Consider the following 23,854-nt stretch of genomic DNA (forward strand, 5'->3'; position numbering starts at 1 on the left):
ATGAAAAGGATATTTTATAGCACTTAAGAAAGAAAATTAAGATTTTTTAGAATATTAAGTATAAATACTTAGTAAATGTGTAAAATACTTATTATGTTTGATACGTAATTGCACGAAGTTATAACGCTCGCAATTGTCATAGAACTTAATTTATAAAAGGTAACAATCTCTAAATGAAAGTAATTATGTACAACATCAGAAATCTTTTGCCTCTATTTTTAATAACCCTGATGCTCAACGGTTGTGGGGGCGGATCGGAAACTGAAAATGTGTATACAGGAACCGCTGATATTCCTGAAACCTTATTAGAACTTGAAAAAGATGAGTTGAAGTTTGGTTTTATCAAGCTTACGGATATGGTGCCGTTGGCAATTGCTAAAGAAAAAGGTTTTTTTGAAGATGAAGGCTTATATGTGACGCTGGAAGCACAGGCGAACTGGAAAGTGCTTTTGGATCGGGTTATTTCTGGCGAATTGGATGGTGCGCACATGCTGGCCGGTCAACCTATAGCGGCATCTATTGGCTTTGGTACCAAAGCAGATGTGGTTACACCTTTTAGTATGGACTTAAACGGAAATGGTATTACGGTTTCTAATGAAGTGTGGGAGCTAATGAAGAAAAACCTGCCTATGGAAGACGGTAAACCAGTGCATCCAATTAAGGCAGACGCTTTGCTCCCTGTGTTAGAGGAATATGATGATAAAGGTAAGAAGTTTAAGATGGGTATGGTTTTTCCGGTGTCAACGCATAACTACGAACTTCGCTACTGGTTGGCAGCCGCAGGAATTCACCCAGGACTTTATACAGAAAATGATGTTACAGGTACTACCAATGCGGATGTATTACTTTCTGTGACTCCACCACCACAAATGCCTGCTACGCTTGAATCTGGTACTATAGACGGATATTGTGTAGGGGAACCATGGAACCAGCAAGCTGTGGTCAAAGGTATTGGCGTTCCGGTGGTGACAGACTATGAAATATGGAAAAATAATCCTGAAAAGGTGTTTGGTGTGACCAAGAAATGGGCAGACGAACACCCAAATACGATGATAGCGGTGACTAAAGCACTGATCAGAGCGGCCAAATGGCTAGATGCTAACGATGGCGCTAATAGGGAAGAGGCGGTAAGAATTTTATCTCAATCTGAATACGTAGGGGCAGACTATGAGGTAATCGCTGCAAGTATGACCGGTACTTATGAGTATGAAAAAGGCGACAAAAGACCACTGCCTGATTTCAATGTATTTTACAAATATGATGCTACTTATCCATTTTATAGTGACTGTATTTGGTACTTGACCCAGATGAGAAGATGGGGACAGATAGGCGAAGCTCAAACGGATGACTGGTATAAGGAAACGGCGAAAAGCGTATACCTGCCTGATGTATGGAGAAAAGCAGCCCAGGCATTGGTTGAAGACGGTCACCTGACGCCATCAGAACTTCCTGAAACAGATGGTTACAGGGCACCAACGGATGAATTTATCGATGGTATCCTATATGACGGAAAGCAACCTAATGCATATTTGAATAAACTTGAGGTAGGGCTTAAAGATGAAGTTCTTTAAAAATCAAATTTTGAATTATGAAAGAGAAATTTATTCAAACACTTACAATCTCTGGTTTTGGTTGGAGTGTGCCTTTCTTTAAAATCTTTACAGGAGAGGTCAACAAAGAACAGTTAATGAGCATTTGGCGTGGGCTGGGTATCCCGGTAGTTTCCATTTTTATTTTCCTTTTGCTTTGGGGGTATGGCGCTTCTAAAATAGATACCAGCCTTGGAAAAGTGCCAGGACCTATAGAAGTCTATGCGGCTGCTCAAGGTTTGTATGCTGATCATTTGGCAGAAAGGGCAAAAAAAGCATCTTTTAATGAAAGACAGGCGGCGCGGAACCAAGCTATTTTGGCAAGTAATCCCAATGCCCAGATTAAAGTAAGGGACTATGCGGGTAAGCCTACTTATCTCGACCAGATCTGGACCAGTCTTTTGACTGTGTTTGCAGGGTTTACCATTGCTTCTTGTATTGCTATTCCTCTCGGTCTCATTTGTGGAATGAGCCGAAACGTGATGGCTGCCTTTAACCCACTTATTCAGGTATTCAAGCCTGTTTCTCCTTTGGCTTGGCTGCCTATTGTGACCATGATTGTGAGTGCGCTTTATGTTAGTAATGATGGCTGGTTTGCCAAATCTTTCATCATTTCAGCTATTACCGTATCGCTTTGTTCTTTATGGCCAGGATTGATCAATACGGCGCTGGGTGTAGCCTCTATTGATAAGGATTACCTGAATGTGGCCAAGGTTTTAAAATTAAGTCCACTGCGCAAAACGTTCAAAATCGTACTGCCTGCTTCTATGCCTTTGATTTTTGCAGGTCTTAGGATCTCGCTTGGTGTGGGGTGGATGGTGCTTATTGCTGCTGAAATGTTGGCCCAGAACCCAGGTCTTGGAAAGTTCGTTTGGGATGAGTTTCAAAACGGAAGCAGTCAGTCGCTTGCCAGGATTATGGTGGCAGTGTTTACTGTAGGAATTGTTGGCTTTGCTTTAGACAGGGTCATGGTTATGCTTCAGAAGCTTGTTAGCTTTAAGCAAGTATCATAATCATTTTAAAAAAAGTGGATTGAACCGCCAGGTATGAGGGAATGTCGGATAATCCAGCTTAAAATCGGCTAGAGGAGGGGACTAGTCGATTTTTAACCTAGATTATGCAATAGAAAGTTCTAATGCATATTTCAGGTTCAATCACCCTTCAGGTCAACAGTTTTCGCAGACTAAAAAACATGAGGGCAAGTGTCTTAATGGAATAGGTCAGCTAGAAACCTTGGTGTAATGTTGGGTTCAAACCTTAAAAACTAATAATCATGCTGCAACTACTAAATGTATATAAAGGGTACGGTACAGGATCAAACCGGGTTGAGGTATTGGAAAACATCAACCTTCATGTAGAGGAAGGGGAGTTTGTATCTATAGTAGGGTTCACAGGAAGTGGAAAAACTACGCTTATCAATCTCATCAATGGATTGCTCATGCCCGACAGGGGTCAGGTGCTTCTCAATGGCAAACCTATCGAAGGCCCCGGCCCAGACCGTGGGGTGGTTTTCCAAAACTACTCTTTGTTGCCTTGGCTGACTTCTGGTGAAAATGTGCTGATGGCTGTAAAGGAAGTATTCCCGGACTGGAGCAAATCTCAGTATAGGTCTCACCTGGAAAAATACATGGAAATGGTAAACCTTTCCCATGCGATCAATAAATACCCTGCCGAGCTTTCAGGAGGTATGCGGCAAAGGGTGTCTGTAGCCAGGGCATTGGCCATGCAACCTCAGATTCTACTGATGGACGAGCCGCTTAGCGCCTTAGATGCCTTGACTAGAGGGTCTATCCAAAAAGAAATTGACCATATCAGGGAGGCAGAAAAGAAGACCATTGTAATGATTACCAACGATGTGGACGAAGGAATTCTTTTGTCAGACAGGATCATCCCTTTGAACCCTGGGCCAAATGCCAAACTAGGGCCAGCCTTTGATATCAATATAGAGCGGCCAAGGGACAAAGTGGCTATGAACAGTAATCCTGATTTCATACGGATCAGGAATGAAGTTACCAAATACTTGTTAGATGCCGGTGCCGAAAGTGGAAAGGCCAGCAAAGGCAAATATGAACTCCCTGATTTAGAACCTATCGACTTAAGGGTGGGAAGTAAAGTTTTCTCCTTTTCTTGATATTTTTTTGTAAAATTTCCAAGCTAAAGACATCATGATAACAGAATCAATAGTAAATAAAAAGACGGTAAAGTCTGACAAGGTAATGTTGAACTGCATAGACCTATCTAAGGTTTATCCAACACCTAAAGGGCCTTTTGTAGTATTGGAAGGCTTTAACATGAAGATCAAGCAAGGGGAGTTTATCTCTATTATAGGGCATTCGGGTTGCGGTAAATCTACGGTGCTTTCTATGATCGCAGGGCTTAACGACATATCCAAAGGTGGAATCGTCCTTGATGGAAAACATATAGATGGTCCCGGTCCTGACCGTGCTGTGGTTTTTCAGTCGCCAAGTTTATTTCCATGGATGTCTGCATTGGAAAATGTAATGCTCGGTGTCAGGCAGGTGTTTCCTCATGCAACCAAAAAGCAAAGGGAGGATATCTGTAAATACTACCTAGACAAAGTAGGCTTAGGGGATTCTTTCAATAAAAAAGCATCCGAGATGTCTAATGGAATGCAGCAAAGGGTAGGTATTGCACGGGCTTTTGCTTTAAAGCCCAAGATACTTTTACTGGACGAGCCATTTGGGATGTTGGACAGCCTTACACGTGCCGAACTTCAAGAGGTGCTTATGGAGGTTTGGCTCAAGGAAAAGATAACAGCTATTATGGTTACCCACGATGTGGATGAAGCCATTTTCCTTTCGGACCGGGTTATTATGATGACCGGCGGCCCTTATGCCAAGGTAGGAGACGAGCTAAACGTGCATTTGCCAAGACCTCGTGAGAAAAAAGCTGTTCTGGAGCACCCTGACTACTATGTTTTAAGAGAACATCTTATCAGTTTCTTGGAAGGCCATTGATGAATTTGCCAAAGGAATTTAAAACCTTCTCTGCGTAAACAATTGGTGCGGATCACTTCTTTTTAAATAAAAAAGGAAAAAAATATGGTCCGCTATTTTATTACAGGCGCTAGTCGTGGTTTGGGAAAGGCAATGGCCCTTGAGTTATTGGATAACCCACAATCGAGGGTAACAGGGATCTCCCGAAAGCAAGGGATTATGCATGATCATTACAGCCACATAACGCTTGATCTTGCTGACTCAGATTTAATATTGAAAACAGCACCTGAAATTTTTGAAACAGAGGAAGGCTTAGAAAAAATTGTCCTGATCAACAATGCAGGAACACTCGGGCAAGTGGGGTATCTTGGGAGTATAGAAAGTGAGAACATGCAGAGGGCAATCAATGTAAACCTTACTTCCCCAGCGATCCTGGTCAATGAGTTTATTAAAGCGTACCGAGACCTCCCCGTGCATAAGACAATAATCAATATAAGTACCGGAGCCGCCAAACAGCCAGTGGACGGATGGAGTGCCTACTGTTCCTCAAAAGCAGGCTTGGATATGCTTGCTCAAGTAGGCGCCAAAGAGTCTAAGTTTCATAAATTTGATATCAGGCACTATGCAGTTTCTCCAGGTATACTAGACACCGATATGCAGTCAGAAATCAGGACAGTCAATAAAGAAGACTTTTCCAGAATAGATGAATTTATCGAATACAAAAAGGAAAACATGCTGGTGTCCCCTGAAAAAGTAGCAAGTCAACTCCTTCAGTTGCTAGATGAAGAAGATAAAGTCCAAAAGCCTTTAGTTTCTGTTAGAGAGCTGTAAAGGAGAGGAAGCATTTGTAGGGTAATGGGGGTAAATAAGGCAGGTTTTTGTATAGTAATGATTTGTTATAAACAGCAGAAAACCACAATTTAACCGTCATTGCGAGGCGCCAGGTAGCGTTGGGTAAAGTTCTTGGGTTAAAACGTAAGTCTTTAGTTTTTATAAAAAAAGTGTTGTTTACCTGTCAGCGTCCCTTGGACCTGACAGCGTAAGTGTTTAATAACCTGACGATGAGATTGCTTCGTCGTGTCTCCTCGCAAGGACGTGGTTGGGTAAGGGTAGTAGTTTGGTTTAATAGTTGACTTTATTATAATCAATAATTATAGTTAGCAGAAAACCAGAGTTTAACCGTCATTGCAAGGCGCCTGGTAGCGGTGGATAAAGTTCTTGATTTTTATTTTAAAGACTTAAGTTTCTTATGAAAAAAGTGTTGTTTACCTGTCAGCGTCCTTTGGACCTGACAGCGTCAGTGTTAAATCATTGATTATAAGCAGCAGAAAACCAGAGTTTAACCGTCATTGCAAGGCGCCTGGTAGCGGTGGGTAAAGTTCTTGGTTTTGATTTTAAAGACTTAAGTTTCTATGAAATAATGCCGCGACAATCTGTTTGCGTTAAGCTGTGTTGCTTGATTTTTAGGGTGCGAAATATCAAGCCTGACGATGAGATTGCTGGTTTAGTATGCTAGTTATCTATCTTTTGTTCTTTTTATGCTTTGGTGCCAGCCTCTGACAGATTCCTCGTTCCTCGGAATGACAGGTTATTATGAGTTGTAATAATCATCGAATAGTCCCATCATGACAATGTTTTTTTTCGTATACACCTCATATGGATCAAACTTAGTTCCTATGGACTTGTCGCAGATATTATTCCAATTGGGTGAAGAGAACGAGCATTACTTCAATGCTGTAGCGCCGCCGATAGTACAAACCTCTAACTTCTCTTTTAAAACGGTCGCAGAAATGCGTCAGGCCCAGCTTACAGAGTATGATACCCACTTTTACACCCGTGGGAATAATCCTGTCGTGGAGATGGTGAGGAAGAAAATGGCCGCTCTTGAAGGAGCTGAGGATGCCTTGGTACTGGCAAGTGGGAGTGCTGCCATTTCGGTTGCTGTTTTGAGCAATCTCCAACATGGCGATCATATCATTTCTGTTTATGCACCTTACAGTTGGACCAATAAATTTCTAACTGCTTTTCTTCCACGCTTTGGTATAACGGTGACTATGGTTGACGGTACCGATATAAGTAATTTTAAAGAAGCTATTAGGCCTGAAACCAAAGTGATCTTTTTGGAGTCTCCTAATTCTTACACTTTTGTCCTTCAAGATATAGCGCAGGTATCCTTGTTGGCTAAGGAACATAATATTACTACAATTTTGGATAATAGCTACGCTGGCCCTCTTTTTCAAAACCCTATAAAAATGGGGGTAGACATAGTGGTGCATTCTGCAACAAAATATATAGGTGGGCATAGTGATGCTATGGGTGGTGTGATATGTGGTAGGAGTGACATGATGCGGAAGATTTTTGCTTCTGAATATATGACACTAGGAGGTGTAATTTCGCCGTTCAATGCCTGGCTGCTGCTCCGGGGTTTGCGGACATTGGAAGTGCGAATGGACCGTATTGCTGATTCAGCAGCAAAGGTTACTGCTTTTTTGCAACAACACAAAGCAGTGGAAAGCGTCAGGTACCCTTTCTTACCGACCCATCCTCAGTACGACTTAGCAAAGAAACAGATGAAAAAATGTCCTGGTTTATTTACCATTGCACTTAAGGCTAGCACTGTTGATGATGTAGAACTGTTTTGTAATACCTTGAAGCGGTTTGCACTCGCTTGTTCATGGGGAGGCTACGAGTCCTTAATTTTTCCTGCATGTGCTACTTTCGAAGAAAGGGACATGAACATGGAGAAGTTTAACCTGGTTCGGGTGTATGTTGGCCTAGAAAACCCTGACTTGCTCATTGAAGATTTAGCGCAAGCTTTGCAAAAAATCAAAATGTAACTTGGATTATGCTAATGCCTGTATTTGGGTGAGGAAATAAAAAAGGCTGCCCCGTGGACAGCCTCTTTAGTATCATTCAGAAACTTCAGTTTCCATTAAATAAGCTTTAATATATTCATCCAGATCCCCATCAAGGACATTCTGCACATCAGTTCTTTCTACGCCTGTGCGGATATCTTTAATGAGCTTATATGGGTGAAGGACATAATTCCTTATTTGAGAACCAAAGTCCACACGTTTTTTGGTGCTTTCTACCGCAGCCCTTGCTTCATTCCGCTTTTCAATTTCGAGCTGGTAAAGACGACTTTTCAGCATCTTAATAGCCTTTTCCTTGTTCTGAAGCTGCGAACGTTCCTGCTGACATTCGATAATTAAACCCGAAGGTTTATGGTGTAGTCTTACAGCGGTTTCTACTTTGTTTACATTCTGTCCACCGGCACCGCCTGAGCGGAAAGTATCCCATTCTATGTCGGCAGGGTTAACATCTATATTGATAGTGTCATCTACCACCGGATAGGCAAAAACCGAAGCAAACGAGGTATGCCTTCTGCCACCTGAGTCAAATGGCGAAATTCTTACCAAGCGGTGAACTCCAATTTCAGACTTTAAGTACCCAAAAGCAAAAGGGCCATCAATTTCAAGGGTAACCGATTTCACGCCAGCTACCTCACCGGCTTGATAGTTGATTTCCCGAACGGAAAACCCATGGCTTTCTGCCCACATGATATACATCCTCATAAGCATGCCGGCCCAGTCATTACTTTCTGTGCCACCTGCACCTGGGTTTATCTCGATAATAGCACTGAGTTGGTCTTCCTCGTTGGAGAGCATTTTTTTGTATTCTAGCTCTTCCACCGCTTTTAGCACCTTTTTGTACTCTTGGTCTATGTCTTCCGCAGACACTTCGCCAGCCTCATGGAATTCATATAAGGTTTCAAAATCTTCATATAGCGTCTGGACTTTGTCAAATGCATCTGTCCAGAACTTCAGGATCTTGATCCCTTTCATTATTTTTTCGGCTTCTTTAGGGTCGTCCCAAAAGCCGGGGGAGGCAGACTTTTCTTCCTCTTCTTTTACATTGGCAATCTTACGATCGTAGTCAAAGATACCTCCTCAAAGCATTTACTCTTGCTTTTAAATCTTTAAAATCTTCTGTAGTCATTACAGTAGTGGGTTTAACAATTTGTTTATAATAAAATTTTTTATGCTCTATTAGAACAACGGCGCTTTAAGTCTCAGCCCTGTTGTTTCCTCCAGTCCGCACATTAAGTTCATGTTTTGGACAGCTTGTCCTGAAGCACCTTTCAAAAGGTTGTCGATCATGCTCACAACGAACACTTTGCCGTCATGCTTCTCTACATGGACGATAGCATTATTAGTATTAACTACCTGTTTCATGTTAGGGTTCACATCAGATACATTGGTAAACGGATGCGAGCTGTAGTAGTCTTTGTAAAGAGCAACAGCGTCTGCTTCACTTAAATCAGATTTTAAGTAAATAGAAGCAAAGATCCCTCTTGTAAAATCTCCACGGTATGGGATGAAGTTGATGTCCTGTTCCATGCCTGGTTGCAGAGACTTTAAGCTTTGACCAATTTCTTTCAAATGCTGATGGGTAAAAGCTTTGTAAACAGATATGTTATTGTTTCTCCAGCTAAAATGAGAAGTAGGGCTCAAGCTTTGTCCAGCACCTGTAGATCCTGTAATGGCCGAAATGTGAATTTCATTGTTCAACTCACCGGCAGAAGCCAATGGCAAAAGACCTAACTGAATACAGGTAGCAAAGCAGCCTGGGTTAGCAATCTTTTGAGCTTCTTTTATTTTTTCTTTTTGTAGTTCAGGAAGGCCATATACGAAATCATTGCCTTCTCTTTTAATCCTAAAGTCGTGGCTTAGGTCAACGATTTTAACGTGGTCTGCAACTTTGTTTGCCTCTAGGAACTTGGCTGCGTCGCCGTGACCTACGCATAAAAACAATACGTCAATATCATTAGACAAGGTGTCTGAAAACTTTAGGTCTGTTACACCTAAAAGGTCAGCGTGTACATGGCTCACAGGGTTTCCTGCATTACTGTTACTGTGTACAAATGCAATTTCAACATTAGGATGGAAAACCAATATTCTTAGCATTTCCCCACCGGTATAACCTGCGCCTCCGGCTATTCCTACTTTAATTTTCTCCATTTTTTTGTTCTTTGTGCCTCACAATGCCACACAAGGGTTGGCAAAGTGGCAAGTTTATGATTTAGAATTTACTTTGTTCCAGATCATGGTCTGGTTGCCAAATATTTTTGAAAAGCCTTTCACGTCTTCTCCAGACCAGGCATTGTTCATTTCTCCATAGCTTCCGAACTGAGATGACATTAAGTCATTGTCAGACTGGATGCCTATAATGTGGAATCTATAAGGAGCTAAAAAGACTTTTACCGTTCCTGTCACACAGGCTTGTGTGTCTTCCATGAATTTCTCCATATTGCGCATGATAGGGTCGAGAAACTGTCCTTCGTGTACAGCATTGCCATACCAGCTTGCTAGTTGCTCTTTCCAGTACAATTGCCATTTGGTAAGTGTATGTTTTTCAAGTGTATGGTGTGCTTTGATAATTACCACAGGAGCTGCTGCTTCAAAACCTACTCTTCCTTTTATCCCTATAATCGTGTCACCTACATGGATGTCCCTGCCAACCCCATACGGAGCTGCAATATCATTTAAGTCTTGAATGGCGTGAACAGGATTGTCATATTTTTTACCGTTGATGCCTTTCAGTTCTCCTTTGTCAAAAAACAGTTCTATTTCTTCGCTTTCTGTTTTTGTTACTTGGGTAGGGAATGCCGATTCAGGTAGATATTGGTCAGAGGTAAGTGTTTCTTTTCCACCTACACTTGTGCCCCAAATCCCTTTGTTTATAGAGTATTGAGCTTTTGCCCAATCTTGTTCTACACCTTTTGATTTTAGGTATTCGATTTCGGCTTCTCTGGAAAGCTTCATGTCTCTGATAGGCGTAATGATATTTGCTTCTGGATGTAGAATGTTAAATATCATGTCAAAGCGTACCTGGTCATTTCCGGCACCTGTACTTCCGTGTGCGATATGACTGGCATCAACCTCTTTAGCATACTTTGCGATAGCCATAGCCTGAAATACCCTTTCAGCACTTACAGAAAGTGGGTAGGTTTGATTTTTAAGGATGTTCCCAAAAATAAGGTAACGCAGGCATTCTTGATAATACTGGTCTACTACATCTAGCGTGACATGTTTTTTTACACCTAGCTTATACGCTTTTTCTTCAATTTCTTTGAGTTCTTCAGGTGAAAATCCGCCGGTATCAACAATGGCAGAGTAAACCTCAAGCCCTTTTTCTTCGGATAAATATTTTACACAGTAAGAAGTGTCTAAGCCGCCACTAAACGCAAGTATTACTTTATTGTTCATTGTTAAGGATTTTAGCTAGCAAAATTAGGAATAAAATTTTTTGAATGATAATAAAAAAAGGACTTTCAGCAATTGTCGAAAGCCCTTAAACCTGAATTATGCGATAGATTTCATCATGAGGAGCAAAATAGCAATAAACAGCGCTATGTTTAAGACACAAATGTGATCGAAGCGACTGAATTGAAGTTGTTTTGCTACATAATAGAAAGTTCTATTGCATATTTCAGGTTACAGTTTGTTAAAACAATAGAGATGCTGCCGTTCTATTGCTGTAAGGTAAAGTTCCTTTACTTGACCACGATAAGATCAAAAGATTTTAAAAGAAGCTAAAGACAAAGCTTTTGCCGGAACTTTTAAGGACTTTAAAAGTTTATGTTTTTTAAACTTTTGCCACCTTTCATACAGTGCAGACCTCTTCATGAAATCCCATTTGCTCTTGTTTTTTTCTTTGGGGTCGTAAACCATGCCTGTACATAAGCACATTTTATGGTTCATTCGGTTAAGAATATCATAGTTTACGCAACTGGAACATCCTTTCCAGAACGATTCATCGTCAGTAAGTTCTGAGAAAGTTACAGGTCTATATCCTAAGTCTGAGTTGATTTTCATTACTGCCAGACTTGTTGTAAGGCCAAAAAGTTTTGCATCTGGATATTTAGCTCGTGACAGTTCAAAAGCTTTGTACTTGATTTGAGTAGCCAAGCCGTATTTACGGAAATTGCCAGAAACGATAAGCCCAGAGTTGGCGACATATTTTTCATGTCCCCAAGTTTCTATGTAGCAGAAGCCTGCAAATTGACCATCAAGTGTAGTTGCAATGACGGCTTTGCCTTCTTCCATTTTCTTTCTAATATAGCTCGGGTCCCGTTTGGCTATTCCAGTGCCACGTGCTTTGGCACTAATTTCCATTTCATTACATATATCTTTTGCAAGGTGTAAGTGTTCTTTACTTGCTACAATTATTTTGAAATCGGACATTTTTTCAGAATCTAATAAATAGATAAATAGAATTTTTGAGAAATTTGTTCGGATTTAAAATCGAGGTGATGTTGCCGCCACGTAGGCAGCATAGTTAATTAAGCGGCCTAGGGCCTTGGGCAGCGCCCAGGAAGGTTCCTGCCAGCTCCTGCTTTTGCGGGAGCGAAAATCATATTCATATATGTAGAATTGTTCTGCATGGCAAGTTTATGAACACTCAAAGTTAACTTTTAATTTCTTTTTTTCAAAAAAAAATGTGCCCCAGTTAGGGCACATTTGCAATGTTGTTTTAGTATTTTCCTGTAATACAGTTTGTTATGCTCTTTTTGCTTCAAGGTCTTTTTTTAAGATATTTTGAAGTTTTTGGTCGGTAAATGGCTTTTCGATAATGTCAGGAAAACCTAAGTTGTTCAAAATATTAATGTATTCCGGGGTAACTGTACCTGTTAACAAAATAATCCTGATGTTCTTGTCAAGAATCATCTTCTTGAAGTATTTTAAGAAATTGATCCCGTCCATCTCCGGCATGTTGATGTCTAAAAGAATCAACTCGGGCAACTTGTTCTTTGATTCTGCTAGATATGTAAGAGCATCTTCTCCGTTTCTGACGGCTTTTATTTCTCGTGCTAGCCCAGACTTTCTCAAAAGCCTTTCGGTTACGAAGTTGTTTACATAGTCATCATCAACAAGAAGAATTGTATTAAAGTATGTGTTGTACATAAGTTCCAATAAAAGATGATTCTTTTTTAAGAACTTACTTTTCATCAAAAAGTTTGAGAATGTTCATTAGTTTTTCTTCGTTCAGCGGTTTTATTATATAATCGTTAAAACCTATGTTTTTCAAAATGTTAATATCTTTTTCACTGAATGAAGAAGTGTAAATGATTATGCGGGTTTTATTTTTGTCCATATTGTAATGTTGGAAAGAGTCAATGAACTCGAACCCATCCATTACCGGCATATTGATGTCTAAGAAGATCAATTCTGGGAAATGCTCTGCCTCGCGGAGATACCTCAATGCCTCGTCTCCATTACGGCAAAACACAACATTCTCGCATACCTTGAATTTCTGGAGCAGATGGTCGGCAATAAAGTTGCTCACATAATCATCGTCTACTAAAAGAACGGTCTTAAATTTATACATCTATCCCTCATGGTTAGTTTAAGTAGTCTTTTTAGCAGGAGCTGATACCTAAAAATATCCGAACCTGGTGTAAATTTATAAAAAAAATTATAAAATGTCTTGGTAAGATTAAGATAGCTTGTTGACGAAGTCGATATATTCTTTCATCGCTTCTTCTTTAGACATGCCCTTTAAGCTTTCCCAAGCTGCGTATTTTGCATTGCCTTTGATATCAAATGGGTTGCTAGGTTTGTCTATATTTACATCACCTTCTGTAGCTTGCTTGTACAAGCTGTAAATCCTCAGTAGGTTATCGTTGGGCTGGTTAGGCAATGACTGAGATTTTGCTACCGCGTTTTCAAACTCTTGTTTTAGCTCCATGGTCTTATTGATTGTTTTATATTGATTAATAATTTACCCTTGAAAAAGTTTGGTTTCCACACCTGTTTAGCTGTTTACTTCGACAAATTTGTCTACGTCTTTTGCTTTTCCTAAAATTATGATGATGTCATTCTCATATAATATGGTATCTCCTTTAGGTACACCTATTACATGCTCTACGTTGACTGTTTCGCCTTCGCGCACTTCCTCAAAATTTCTTTTAATCGTTATCAGGTTCAGGTTGTAGCGTTCGCGTAGCCCTATGTCTTTTACTGCACGGTTCGAAATTTTAACAGGTGTTTGGATTTCTACAATTTCATAATCGTCAGGGAGGGGCAAAAAGGTTTTCATAGTGGGGTGGAGCAGGATTTCTGCCACTGTTTTCCCGACTTCATCTTCCGGTGACAGAATTTCAGTAACGCCCATTTTTTCCAAGATCATTTTTTGCTGGGCACTTCCTGCCCTTGCTATGATCCTTTTTATTTTTAATTCCAGCAAGATTACGGTAGTGAGCATGAGCGATTCGAAATTGTCGCCTATGGCCACCACTACCGCGTCCATACTTTGAATGTTATGGGCAATGAGTGTTTTGGTATCGGTAGAGTTCATTACTACTGCGTAAGCTACTTCATCCTTTACCTGGTCTACTTTTACAGGGTCTAAATCCAAGGCAAGCACTTCTGCACCACGTGTGGCAAGGCTTCGCGCAATGGAAGTGCCAAATTTTCCAAGACCGATTACAGCAAATTTATTTACCATGTATTTTATGTTTTAGAAAAGCAATTAATACTTCTAAGGCTTTGTCCAAATGTTTGTTATTGGGAATGATTAAATCAGCCTCTTCTTTGAACGGTTCAATGTATTTTTTATAAGTAGGAGACACATGATGTTCATAACGGTATAGGACATCTTCCACGTTATATCCCCTTTCTTTTTGATCTCTGGCGATTCTTCTCTTTAATTTGATATGTTCTTGGGCATCGAGAAATATTTTTAGGTCAAACTGTTTGGCCAAAGCTTCATAATAAAAAATAAATATGCCTTCTGCAATGATAATGGGGGCAGGTTTGCAGGTAACAGTACATGCTTCTCTGTTTGGGTTGTTAAAAGTGTATTCTTTAATTTCAATAGATGCTCCAGATTTTATTTTTTTTAAGTCTTCCTTAAATTTTTCTTGGTCAATAGACTCTGGTTGATCATAGTTTGGTATGCCATTATCATCTAGGGGTTGTAGAGACTGGTCTTTATAGTAATTGTCCTGGGAAACCAAGCATATCTCATTTTCCTCAAAAGCACTTAGAAGCTTTTGAAGTAGCAAGGTTTTTCCTGAGGCGCTTCCACCTGTTATTCCGACCAGATAGGGTTTCATTGGCTGTAAGTTTTATATTACTGTATACTCTGTAAATATTCAGTTAGCTTTCTAACAGCTATGCCCCGGTGGCTGATTTTGTTTTTCTCTTCCATCGTAAGTTCTGCAAAAGACCGTTCGTCGTTCAAAGGGCTGAATATCGGGTCATACCCAAAACCTTTGTCTCCTTTTCTTCCTTCTAAAATCCTTCCTTCTACGATACCTTCAAATTGCTTTACCTGTCCATTTAATATTAGGGTAATAGATGTCCTGAAACGGGCGTTTCTGTTAGAGCAGGCTTCCATGTTTTTTAGGAGCAGGTCTATATTGTCTTCTGGACGGCATTCTGGCCCCGCATATCGCGCCGAATAAACACCAGGTGCGCCATTTAAACACTCAGTTTCTAGGCCAGTGTCATCAGCAAAGCATGATACATTATATTTGTTATATACATAATCTGCTTTTTGAAGAGAGTTCTCTTCTAGTGTTTCATGTTCTTCAGGCAATTCCTCATGGCATCCGATATCTTTGAGGCTTAATATCGTAAAGCGGTCTCCAAGGATATTTTGGATCTCTTTGAGCTTGCCTGGGTTGTTGGTTGCAAAACACAGTTTCATAAAGACTGAATGATTTTATATCGCAATATTAAGTAAATTCTTGAAACCTCATATTTAAATATGGTGTTTTACTTGGTAATATGAAAGTTTAGTATTGCATTGTTAAGTATTTTCAGTACTTTTGCAGTTCTTTTGAGAAAACCGAAGACGGACGGGTTCCGTCGCTAACTTAAAGTTAATTAATTATGGCTGTTAAAATCAGACTAGCGCGTCGTGGACGCAAACAAAGAGCAATGTATGACATTGTAGTTGCAGATGCAAGAGCACCTCGTGATGGTAGGTTTATTGAAAAACTGGGAACTTATAACCCAAATACCAATCCAGCAGATGTGGATCTTGACGCTGAAAGAGCACTTAAGTGGGTTATGAACGGTGCCCAGCCTACTGATACTGCTAGAAGCTTACTGTCTGATGGCGGTGTTATGCTTAAGAAGCACCTTCAGGTTGGTGTAAACAAAGGCGCTATTACTCAAGAGCAAGCTGACAAGAAGTTTGAAGAGTGGAAAGCTGCTAAAGAAAAATCTGCAACTGCTAAAGTTACTGCTATTACTGATAAGAAAGCAGCAGAAGCTAAGGCTAGACAAGAAGCTGAAGAAAAGGTTAACCAAGCTAGAATTGAAGCTCAGAAAGCTAAGCAAGCAGAAGTTGCTGCTGCTTTGGAAGATGCTGATGCTAAAACCGAAGAAGCTGGCGAAGCCGCTGACGCTGTTGACAATAAAGAAGGAGACACTGCAGAATAACATCTGTTTTTGAGCTATGGACAAGGATTCCTGTTTTAAATTCGGGTTTATCTCCAAAGTTCATGGGCTGAAAGGCGACGTTATTGCGCAGGTAGATGTAAAATATCCTGAAGAATTTATTGACTTGGAATCACTGTTTGTTGAAATAAACAAGCAGCTGATTCCTTTTTTTATTGAAGATTATCGACTGAAACAGCAGCAGCGCATTATTCTGAAGTTTGAAGACGTTGATAATTCTGAACAAGCCACTGAGTTAATCGGAAAAAGCATATTCCTGCCTAATGAATTGCTGCCTGAGCCGGATGAAGGAGAAGTACTGCTGAATCAACTGGTCGGATGTGCCGTGCATGATAAAGTGCATGGGGTATTGGGTGTGGTAGATGAGGTTTATGAAATGCCGGGGCAAGACCTGATTGGCATGACATATCAGGGAAAAGAGGTGCTGATACCTGTAAATGGCAACATTTTGCTGGAGGCTGATTATAGAAAAAAAATCTTGCTTACTGAACTTCCCGCAGGTTTGTTGGACTTATACCTCAATGATGATGCTACTGAAGAAGAGGATTGATTGCTTATGCGTATAGATATTATAACATGCCTGCCCAAATTGTTGGATAGTTTTTTCGGACATTCCATATTGAAAAGGGCGCAGGACAAAGGACTCGCATCGCTTCATGTCCATGACTTGAGGGATTATTCTGATTTTAAACATCGTCAGGTCGACGATTATGCTTATGGGGGAGGGGCTGGAATGGTCTTGATGATAGAGCCTGTAGATAAATGTATCTCCGCGCTTAAAGCGGAAAGGGATTATGATGCGATTGTTTATATGTCGCCAGACGGACAGCGCCTTGAGCAGGGAATGGCAAACCGTTTTTCGTTGCTCAAGAATATTATTATCCTCTGTGGTCATTATAAAGGTGTTGACGAAAGGGTGAGGACAAGTTTGATTACCCACGAAATCAGCATTGGCGACTATGTGCTGTCAGGGGGAGAGTTGCCTGCCGCAGTTTTTACAGATGCCTTGCTGAGGCTTATTCCTGGAGTGCTGTCTGATGAAACATCGGCCTTGTCTGATTCTTTTCAGGACGATATGCTCGCACCGCCTGTATATACCCGTCCGGCTGAGTTTAAAGGAATGAAAGTGCCGGAAATATTGCTTTCGGGCAATGAAAAACATATTAATGACTGGCGTCACGAACAGGCGCTTGAAAGGACTAGGCTGAGAAGGCCGGACTTAATAGAAAAAAATAAAAAAATATCTGGCAGTTAGTGTTATTGTCAGTATTATTTACTTATATTTGCAATCCGTTTTTTTCGAGATTTAAAGATATCCATAAAAATGAGCGAATTACTCAAAATCGTAGAAGCTGAATATGCCGAGAAGCTTACTAATGTGCCTAAATTCAAAGCAGGTGATACAGTAAACGTGCATGTGAGAATTACTGAAGGTAATAAAGAAAGGGTACAGCAGTATCAAGGCGTTGTTATACAAAGAAGAAATCAAGGTACTACCGGTGAAACTTTCACCGTAAGAAAGGTTTCTGCTAGTGTCGCTGTTGAGAGAATTTTCCCTATTCTTTCTCCAAGCATCGAGAAAATCGAACTTGTAAGAAAAGGTGTTGTAAGGCGTGCCCGTCTATTTTATCTTAGAAGTAAGACTGGTAAAAGCGCAAGAATCAAAGAAGACAAAAAAGCTTATAGTGCAAAAGCTAAAGAAAAGGCTAAAGCTAAAGCTTAAAATATCTACCGACTTTATAAAAAAAGCTCCTTTTTGGAGCTTTTTTTTTACCTTTTAAACAAACAATCGGTTTCATTTTGTTATTTTTATAGCCTGTTTTAGAACATTATGATTTTACACTTTTACAAATATCAGGGAACAGGTAATGATTTTGTGATGATCGATAACCGGAAGGAGCTTTTGGATCCTGAAGATCATCAATTAATTGCAAAATTGTGCGACAGGCGTTTCGGTATCGGCGGGGACGGACTTATACTTTTAGAAGACCATACCAATTATGATTTCCAAATGGTCTACTTTAACTCCGATGGCAGGCAGAGTTCTATGTGTGGTAACGGAGGCAGGTGTATTGTTAAATTTGCCTACGATTTGCGCGTAATTGGAGATACTACTTCTTTTATTGCCATAGACGGTGAGCATGAGGCCTGTGTGAAAAATGGCATTGTTCACCTCAAGATGGTAGACGTGAAGGGTTTAGAGCTTATTGGAAATGATCGTTTCCTAGATACGGGCTCTCCCCATTATATACAATTTGTTGATTCCATAAAAGATTTCCCTGTAGTAGAGGAAGGACGGAAAATTCGATATAATGATAGGTTTAAGAAAGAGGGGACCAATGTAAACTTTGTCCGGAAGGAAGGGTCTAGTTCACTTGTCGTTAGAACGTATGAACGGGGGGTGGAAGATGAAACATGGAGTTGTGGAACGGGCGTTACTGCTTCGGCAATAGCTGCTTTTCCTGAAGGTGTTGATGAACCTGTTAAAATTAAAACATTAGGAGGTGACCTTTCAGTGTCTTTTAAGAAAAATGATAGTTTGTATTACAATGTATATTTGAACGGTCCTGCCGTACAGGTTTATAAAGGTGAAATTGAAATATAAAACACGTTTATTATAAACCTAATATATCCCTTAAAGTTTTTAGTATAGAAACTTTTTGTCCTTAGCGACTATTTGAAAAAAATTATTAACCAGAAATCGGTACAGAGCGATGCTTGACTTTCTTACTAAAGGTATAACACTTCTTTTTGGAACAAAAAATGAAAGAGATCTAAAGGAGCTTACTCCTTATGTGCAATTAATTAATGACGAATATGAGAAGCTGAGGCCTATCAGTGACGATGATTTACGATTAAGGACCCAGCAGATCAAAGATATAATCAAGGCCGACCTTAAGCATATTGATGACGATATTGTTGCTTTGAACAAAAGGGTAGAGGAAAACCCTAAAATGCACGTTACTGAAAAAGAAGCTGTTTTTCAACAGATCGATAAGCTTGAGGAGGATAGGAACAAAGATCTTGAAGATAGCTTGATTAAGGTTTTGCCTATGGCTTTTGCTGTGGTCAAAGAAACGGCTAGACGATTGAAAGAAAAGGGAGAGTTGATCGTAGAGGCCAACTATTACGACAAGGAGCTTGCTGCCAAGAAAGACAATGTGATTATAGAAGGGGAACGTGCTATCTGGAAAAATACTTGGTTCGCTGCCGGGCAGGAGATTACCTGGGATATGCTGCATTACGATGTTCAGCTTATCGGTGGTGTGGTACTACACCAGGGTAAAATTGCAGAAATGGCTACAGGTGAAGGTAAAACCCTCGTTGCTACCTTGCCTGCTTACCTTAATGCCCTCTCTGAAAGAGGTGTACATATTGTTACTGTCAATGATTACCTCGCCAAAAGGGACTCTGAGTGGATGGCGCCTTTATTTGAATTTCATGGACTAAGGGTAGACTGTATTGATAAATATGAGCCACATTCTGACGAAAGAAAGGCTGCATACAGGGGCGATATCATATATGGTACTAATAACGAATTCGGCTTTGATTACCTCAGGGACAATTTGGCCAAAAGCTCTGATGAACTCGTGCAGCGCAAGCATCACTTTGCCATGGTCGATGAGGTTGACTCTGTATTGATTGACGATGCACGTACGCCATTGATTATTTCAGGGCCGGTTCCCAAAGGTGACGAGCATGAGTTCTATGACCTAAAACCTAGGGTGGCGAGACTGGTAGATGCTCAAAAGAAAGTTGTAGGAAACTTCCTTCTTGAAGCCAAAAAGAAACTGGCTGAGGGTGATGACAAAGATGGTGGGCTTGCTTTATTGAGAGCGCACAGAGGTCTTCCTAAAAATAAACCGCTTATTAAGTTTCTGAGTGAAACTGGTAACAGAACCACGCTCCAAAAAACAGAAAATGTCTATTTACAGGAAAATGCAAAGATGATGCCTGAGGCTGATGCGCCTTTGTATTTTACCATAGATGAAAAAAATAACAATATTGAACTTACCGATAAAGGTTTGGACTTTATTACAGGAGAAGGAGAAGATCCTAACTTGTTTATCCTACCTGATATTGCCACTGAAATTACGGCGATAGAGGAGGATACATCGCTTCCTGATGAAGAACGGATCCATAAAAAAGAAAGTTTACTAAAAGAATATACTGAAAAGGCTCAGCGTATACATTCGGTAAACCAGCTCTTGAAGGCATATACTCTTTTTGAGAAAGATGTTGATTATATTATAGTAGACGCCAAAGTAAAGATCGTTGATGAGCAGACGGGAAGGGTTATGGAAGGAAGAAGGTATTCTGATGGTCTGCATCAGGCATTGGAAGCCAAGGAAAACGTGAAGGTGGAAGAAGCTACCCAAACGTATGCTACCATTACTTTGCAGAACTATTTTAGGATGTACCATAAGCTGGCTGGTATGACTGGTACAGCAGAAACTGAGGCGGGCGAGTTTTGGGAAATTTACAAACTTGATGTGGTTGTTATTCCTACGAATAGACCTATCTCAAGACTAGACCTTCAAGATAAGGTGTATAAAACCATGAGGGAGAAGTTTAATGCGGTAGTAGAGGAGATTATGGAACTCACGCAAGCAGGAAGGCCTGTGCTGGTGGGTACAACCTCGGTGGAGATATCTGAAATTGTGAGCCGGATGCTCAAGTTGAGGAACATTAAACACCAAGTGCTTAATGCAAAATATCACCAGAAAGAAGCCGAAATTGTAGCTGAAGCTGGTAAGACGTCTACGGTTACTATTGCAACGAATATGGCAGGTAGGGGTACCGATATCAAGTTGACTGCTGAGTCTAAGGAAGCGGGAGGTTTGGCTATTATTGGTACGGAAAGACATGAATCAAGGCGTGTGGACAGGCAGCTTAGAGGTCGTGCCGGTCGTCAGGGTGACCCGGGTTCTTCTCAGTTCTTCGTATCGCTTGAAGACAACCTGATGAGGTTGTTTGGATCTGATAGAATTGCTAGTCTTATGGACCGTATGGGGCTACAAGAAGGGGAGGTTATCCAGCACTCTATGATTTCTAAGTCTATAGAGCGGGCGCAGAAAAAAGTGGAGGAGAATAACTTTGCTATGCGTAAGAGGCTTCTGGAATATGACGATGTGATGAATTCCCAAAGGGAGGTTATCTATAAGCGTAGAAAGAATGCACTTGAAGGGCAACGTTTGCAGCTAGACATTATGAACATGATGTTCGATATTGCTGAAGAAATTGCCTTGAACAATAAGTCGGTCGATAATTATGACAACTTCAGGTTGAGCATCATAAGTACCTTTGGTATGGATACTAAAATTACCAAAGAGGAATTCCTTGCGCTTAAAGCTGAAGATATAGGATTGAAACTTTATGACGAAGTTTATGTCCACTATGAGAAAAAGAATCAAGAACTTGTTCAAAAGACATTGCCGGTATTCCAAGATATAGCAGCTAACCGGGTAGGTGTCGAAAGAATTGTAGTACCGTTTACAGACGGTAAGAAGATTATTCAAATTTCTAGCGATATTCAGAAGCTATTAGCGCCAGATTCAAGAGAGCTGGTAAATAATATGGAAAAAAATATTGCGCTGTCTATCATAGACTCTGAGTGGAAAGAGCACTTGAGGGATATGGATGATTTAAAACAGTCTGTTCAAAATGCCGTATATGAACAAAAGGATCCTTTGTTGATCTATAAGTTTGAAGGTTTTGAGTTGTTTAAATCTTTCCTTGGCAAAGTAAACGAAGGCATTGTGTCATTCCTGACCAGGGCAGATATACCAGTCAAAGATGCGGAAGACGTTAGAGAAATGCGTCAACCTCGTACAAGAACTGCTCCTTTGAAGGAGAATAAAGAAGATATTCAGTCTCCTTTGAGCTATGGTGGCAATGTGGCGGCCAACAAAACTCAAGCACCAGAAAAGGTAGCGCCTATCCGTTCTAATAAGATAGCTGGGCGTAATGATAAGGTTTCTGTGCAGTATCAAGACGGTAGTATTAAAAAAGATGTTAAATTTAAGACAGTGGAAGATGATATTCGCAACAACCGCTGCGTTATAATTAATGACTAAAAGAGATTCATTATGATTTCGGTACATAAAATTTTCTATAGCGGTCTTCTTTGTACTGTTTTTACTTTGGGTGCATGTGCAACGGGTAATCCCCCTCAGGCATCTCCTTCAAAGCCTCATAAAGAGGATCTTTCTATATATCGGATTAAGTATGAAATCCTGGAAGAGGAGGAAATGGATGATGTGCAGGTAAGAAATGTAGAAGAAGAAACTGTAGACATTGCGAGCGATGTTACCGAGGTACTTCATGATAAACTGGATGCTATTTCAGAAAAGAATAAATCTGTAAAAACAGTTAAAGGTTACAGAGTTTTGATCTATTCAGGAAATAGCAGTGAAGAAGCTAAAAAAGTCAAGAAAACCGTTTATGACTTTTTGCCAGAAGAAAATGTATATACTACTTACAGGCAGCCAAGCTTTAAAGTTAGGGTAGGGGATTGCTTAGACAGGCTGGAGGCAAATTATTTGCTAGTTCAGTTGAAAGATGAATTCCCAAATGCTTTGGTTGTGCCTGATCAGATTAATATTGAATAAATTTTTAAAATGAGTGATCTTAAGGAGCAAGTAAAAAAGCTCGCAATAGAATATTTTGATACTGTAAAAAAGGATAGAAGGCATTTGCATGCCAATCCTGAGTTATCTTTCAAAGAATTTAATACCTGTAACTACATATCAGACCAGCTTGCGAAGGCTGGTATAGAGCATGAGGCAGGAGTAGCAGAAACTGGTCTTGTAGCATTGATCAAAGGTAAAAACCCTGAGAAAAAGATCATTGCTTTACGTGCTGATATCGACGCCTTGCCTATCGTAGAGGCGAACGATGTGTCTTACAAAAGTAAGGTGGAAGGTGTTATGCATGCGTGTGGACACGATGTACACAGTTCTTCTTTACTAGGTGCGGCACGGATTCTTAATGACGTAAAAGACCAGTTTGAGGGAACTATAAAATTAATTTTCCAGCCTGGGGAAGAGAAACTTCCCGGCGGTGCTTCTTTAATGATTAAAGAAGGGGTTTTAAAGAACCCTGAGCCTTCTAGTATTCTGGGGCAACATGTACTGGCTTCTCTACCTGCCGGTAAAGTAGGTTTCCGCTCAGGAATGTATATGGCCAGTGCCGATGAAATATATGTGACTGTGAAGGGAAAGGGCGGCCATGCTGCCATGCCTGAAAAAAATATTGACCCTATACTTATTGCTTCTCATATCATCGTTGCCCTTCAGCAGATTATCAGCCGAAACTGTGACCCACGAGTGCCTTCTGTACTTTCTTTTGGTAAAATAATAGCCAATGGCGCTACCAATGTTATTCCTGAGGAGGTGAAAATAGATGGTACTTTCCGGACTATGAATGAAGCGTGGAGGGCTGATGCACATGAAAAAATGAAAAAAATGGCTGAGGCTATCGCTGAAGGAATGGGAGGATCTTGTGAATTTGATATTAAAAAGGGATATCCTTTTCTTAAAAATGCCCCTGAGCTTACCGATAGGGTGAAGAACGCTGCAATAGAATATATGGGCGCGGAGAATGTGGTAGACCTTGATATATGGATGGCGGCGGAAGATTTCTCATTCTATTCCCAGCACATAGATGCTTGTTTCTACCGCTTGGGAATCAGGAATGAAGAAAGAGGTATCGTTTCTGGTGTTCATACGCCTACTTTTGATATAGATGAAAACGCCTTGCAAACAGGTGCTGGCCTTATGGCTTGGTTGGCCATCAAGGAATTACAGAATTCCTGACCTGACGTTTTATTGAT

General features: G+C 40.4%; 24 protein-coding genes. 14 read left to right on the forward strand and 10 right to left on the reverse strand.

Translation table 11 applies throughout. The features are described 5' to 3' along the window. Window positions 1-173: 173 nt before the first annotated feature. From RCC89_06560 to RCC89_06585, 6 genes are all read left to right on the forward strand, one after another. Window positions 174-1,571, forward strand: coding sequence for a CmpA/NrtA family ABC transporter substrate-binding protein (locus tag RCC89_06560; protein ID WMJ72823.1), 1,398 nt, complete (start codon window positions 174-176; stop codon window positions 1,569-1,571). Window positions 1,572-1,588: 17 nt separating this feature from the next. After that, window positions 1,589-2,602, forward strand: coding sequence for an ABC transporter permease (locus RCC89_06565; GenBank protein ID WMJ72824.1), 1,014 nt, complete (start codon window positions 1,589-1,591; stop codon window positions 2,600-2,602). Between the two features lie 260 nt (window positions 2,603-2,862). Then, window positions 2,863-3,720 carry an ABC transporter ATP-binding protein gene (locus tag RCC89_06570; protein WMJ72825.1) on the forward strand — a complete coding sequence of 286 codons (858 nt, stop codon included), beginning with the start codon at window positions 2,863-2,865 and terminating at the stop codon, window positions 3,718-3,720. 34 nt (window positions 3,721-3,754) lie between these two features. After that, window positions 3,755-4,567, forward strand: coding sequence for an ABC transporter ATP-binding protein (locus tag RCC89_06575; GenBank protein WMJ72826.1), 813 nt, complete (start codon window positions 3,755-3,757; stop codon window positions 4,565-4,567). Between the two features lie 84 nt (window positions 4,568-4,651). Continuing rightward, window positions 4,652-5,377, forward strand: coding sequence for an SDR family NAD(P)-dependent oxidoreductase (locus tag RCC89_06580; GenBank protein ID WMJ72827.1), 726 nt, complete (start codon window positions 4,652-4,654; stop codon window positions 5,375-5,377). Between the two features lie 800 nt (window positions 5,378-6,177). After that, window positions 6,178-7,383 (forward strand): PLP-dependent aspartate aminotransferase family protein, encoded by a 1,206-nt coding sequence (locus RCC89_06585; protein WMJ72828.1) that lies wholly within the window; start codon window positions 6,178-6,180, stop codon window positions 7,381-7,383. Between the two features lie 72 nt (window positions 7,384-7,455). On the opposite strand, the gene prfB is transcribed toward RCC89_06585, so the two are convergent. The 10 genes from prfB to RCC89_06635 all read right to left on the reverse strand — a co-directional run bounded on the left by prfB (window position 7,456) and on the right by RCC89_06635 (window position 15,262). Further along, window positions 7,456-8,545, reverse strand: a protein-coding gene (gene prfB, locus RCC89_06590; GenBank protein ID WMJ72829.1) for a peptide chain release factor 2 whose coding sequence is annotated in 2 segments (ribosomal slippage) — window positions 7,456-8,484 and window positions 8,486-8,545 — 1,089 coding nt in all. Because the reading frame shifts where the segments join, the coding sequence is not laid out codon by codon here. A 50-nt stretch (window positions 8,546-8,595) separates the two neighbouring features. Then, entirely contained in the window at window positions 8,596-9,567 is a 972-nt protein-coding gene (gene argC, locus RCC89_06595) for an N-acetyl-gamma-glutamyl-phosphate reductase (protein WMJ72830.1), read from the reverse strand. Window positions 9,568-9,621: 54 nt separating this feature from the next. Beyond that, the gene (argG, locus tag RCC89_06600; GenBank protein WMJ72831.1) at window positions 9,622-10,815 is read right to left on the reverse strand and encodes an argininosuccinate synthase; all 1,194 of its coding nucleotides are present in this window, start codon (window positions 10,813-10,815) and stop codon (window positions 9,622-9,624) included. Window positions 10,816-11,121: 306 nt separating this feature from the next. Beyond that, window positions 11,122-11,793, reverse strand: coding sequence for a GNAT family N-acetyltransferase (locus RCC89_06605; GenBank protein WMJ72832.1), 672 nt, complete (start codon window positions 11,791-11,793; stop codon window positions 11,122-11,124). Between the two features lie 315 nt (window positions 11,794-12,108). Beyond that, window positions 12,109-12,558: a response regulator gene (locus RCC89_06610; protein ID WMJ72833.1), complete on the reverse strand. Its 450-nt coding sequence runs from the start codon at window positions 12,556-12,558 to the stop codon at window positions 12,109-12,111. Continuing rightward, the gene (locus tag RCC89_06615; protein ID WMJ72834.1) at window positions 12,548-12,937 is read right to left on the reverse strand and encodes a response regulator; all 390 of its coding nucleotides are present in this window, start codon (window positions 12,935-12,937) and stop codon (window positions 12,548-12,550) included. Before RCC89_06615 ends, RCC89_06610 begins: the two co-directional genes overlap by 11 nt. A 108-nt stretch (window positions 12,938-13,045) precedes the next feature. Continuing rightward, the gene (locus tag RCC89_06620; protein ID WMJ72835.1) at window positions 13,046-13,297 is read right to left on the reverse strand and encodes an acyl-CoA-binding protein; all 252 of its coding nucleotides are present in this window, start codon (window positions 13,295-13,297) and stop codon (window positions 13,046-13,048) included. A 66-nt stretch (window positions 13,298-13,363) separates the two neighbouring features. Beyond that, entirely contained in the window at window positions 13,364-14,056 is a 693-nt protein-coding gene (locus RCC89_06625; protein ID WMJ72836.1) for a TrkA family potassium uptake protein, read from the reverse strand. Next, on the reverse strand, window positions 14,046-14,666 hold the full coding sequence (gene udk / locus RCC89_06630; protein WMJ72837.1) for a uridine kinase: 621 nt from the start codon (window positions 14,664-14,666) through the stop codon (window positions 14,046-14,048). Before udk ends, RCC89_06625 begins: the two co-directional genes overlap by 11 nt. A gap of 17 nt (window positions 14,667-14,683) precedes the next feature. Further along, on the reverse strand, window positions 14,684-15,262 hold the full coding sequence (locus tag RCC89_06635) for a non-canonical purine NTP diphosphatase (GenBank protein ID WMJ72838.1): 579 nt from the start codon (window positions 15,260-15,262) through the stop codon (window positions 14,684-14,686). Between the two features lie 185 nt (window positions 15,263-15,447). Here RCC89_06635 and RCC89_06640 point away from each other — a divergent pair, with 185 nt between their 5' ends. The 8 genes from RCC89_06640 to RCC89_06675 all read left to right on the forward strand — a co-directional run bounded on the left by RCC89_06640 (window position 15,448) and on the right by RCC89_06675 (window position 23,837). Further along, window positions 15,448-16,002 (forward strand): 30S ribosomal protein S16, encoded by a 555-nt coding sequence (locus tag RCC89_06640; GenBank protein ID WMJ72839.1) that lies wholly within the window; start codon window positions 15,448-15,450, stop codon window positions 16,000-16,002. A 16-nt stretch (window positions 16,003-16,018) separates the two neighbouring features. Then, window positions 16,019-16,570, forward strand: a complete 552-nt coding sequence (gene rimM / locus RCC89_06645) for a ribosome maturation factor RimM (protein ID WMJ72840.1) — start codon at window positions 16,019-16,021, stop codon at window positions 16,568-16,570. A 6-nt stretch (window positions 16,571-16,576) separates the two neighbouring features. Continuing rightward, complete coding sequence (trmD, locus tag RCC89_06650; protein ID WMJ72841.1) at window positions 16,577-17,275, forward strand: tRNA (guanosine(37)-N1)-methyltransferase TrmD; 699 nt, start codon at window positions 16,577-16,579, stop codon at window positions 17,273-17,275. A gap of 69 nt (window positions 17,276-17,344) precedes the next feature. Beyond that, complete coding sequence (gene rplS / locus RCC89_06655; GenBank protein ID WMJ72842.1) at window positions 17,345-17,743, forward strand: 50S ribosomal protein L19; 399 nt, start codon at window positions 17,345-17,347, stop codon at window positions 17,741-17,743. 108 nt (window positions 17,744-17,851) lie between these two features. Continuing rightward, on the forward strand, window positions 17,852-18,625 hold the full coding sequence (gene dapF, locus RCC89_06660; GenBank protein WMJ72843.1) for a diaminopimelate epimerase: 774 nt from the start codon (window positions 17,852-17,854) through the stop codon (window positions 18,623-18,625). 109 nt (window positions 18,626-18,734) lie between these two features. Further along, window positions 18,735-22,097, forward strand: coding sequence for a preprotein translocase subunit SecA (gene secA / locus RCC89_06665; protein WMJ72844.1), 3,363 nt, complete (start codon window positions 18,735-18,737; stop codon window positions 22,095-22,097). A gap of 12 nt (window positions 22,098-22,109) precedes the next feature. After that, window positions 22,110-22,631, forward strand: a complete 522-nt coding sequence (locus tag RCC89_06670; protein ID WMJ72845.1) for an SPOR domain-containing protein — start codon at window positions 22,110-22,112, stop codon at window positions 22,629-22,631. Window positions 22,632-22,640: 9 nt separating this feature from the next. Continuing rightward, window positions 22,641-23,837, forward strand: a complete 1,197-nt coding sequence (locus tag RCC89_06675; GenBank protein ID WMJ72846.1) for a M20 family metallopeptidase — start codon at window positions 22,641-22,643, stop codon at window positions 23,835-23,837. The last annotated feature ends 17 nt before the right edge of the window (window positions 23,838-23,854 follow it).

Source organism: Cytophagaceae bacterium ABcell3 (assembly GCA_030913385.1).
GTDB lineage: Bacteria > Bacteroidota > Bacteroidia > Cytophagales > Cytophagaceae > ABcell3.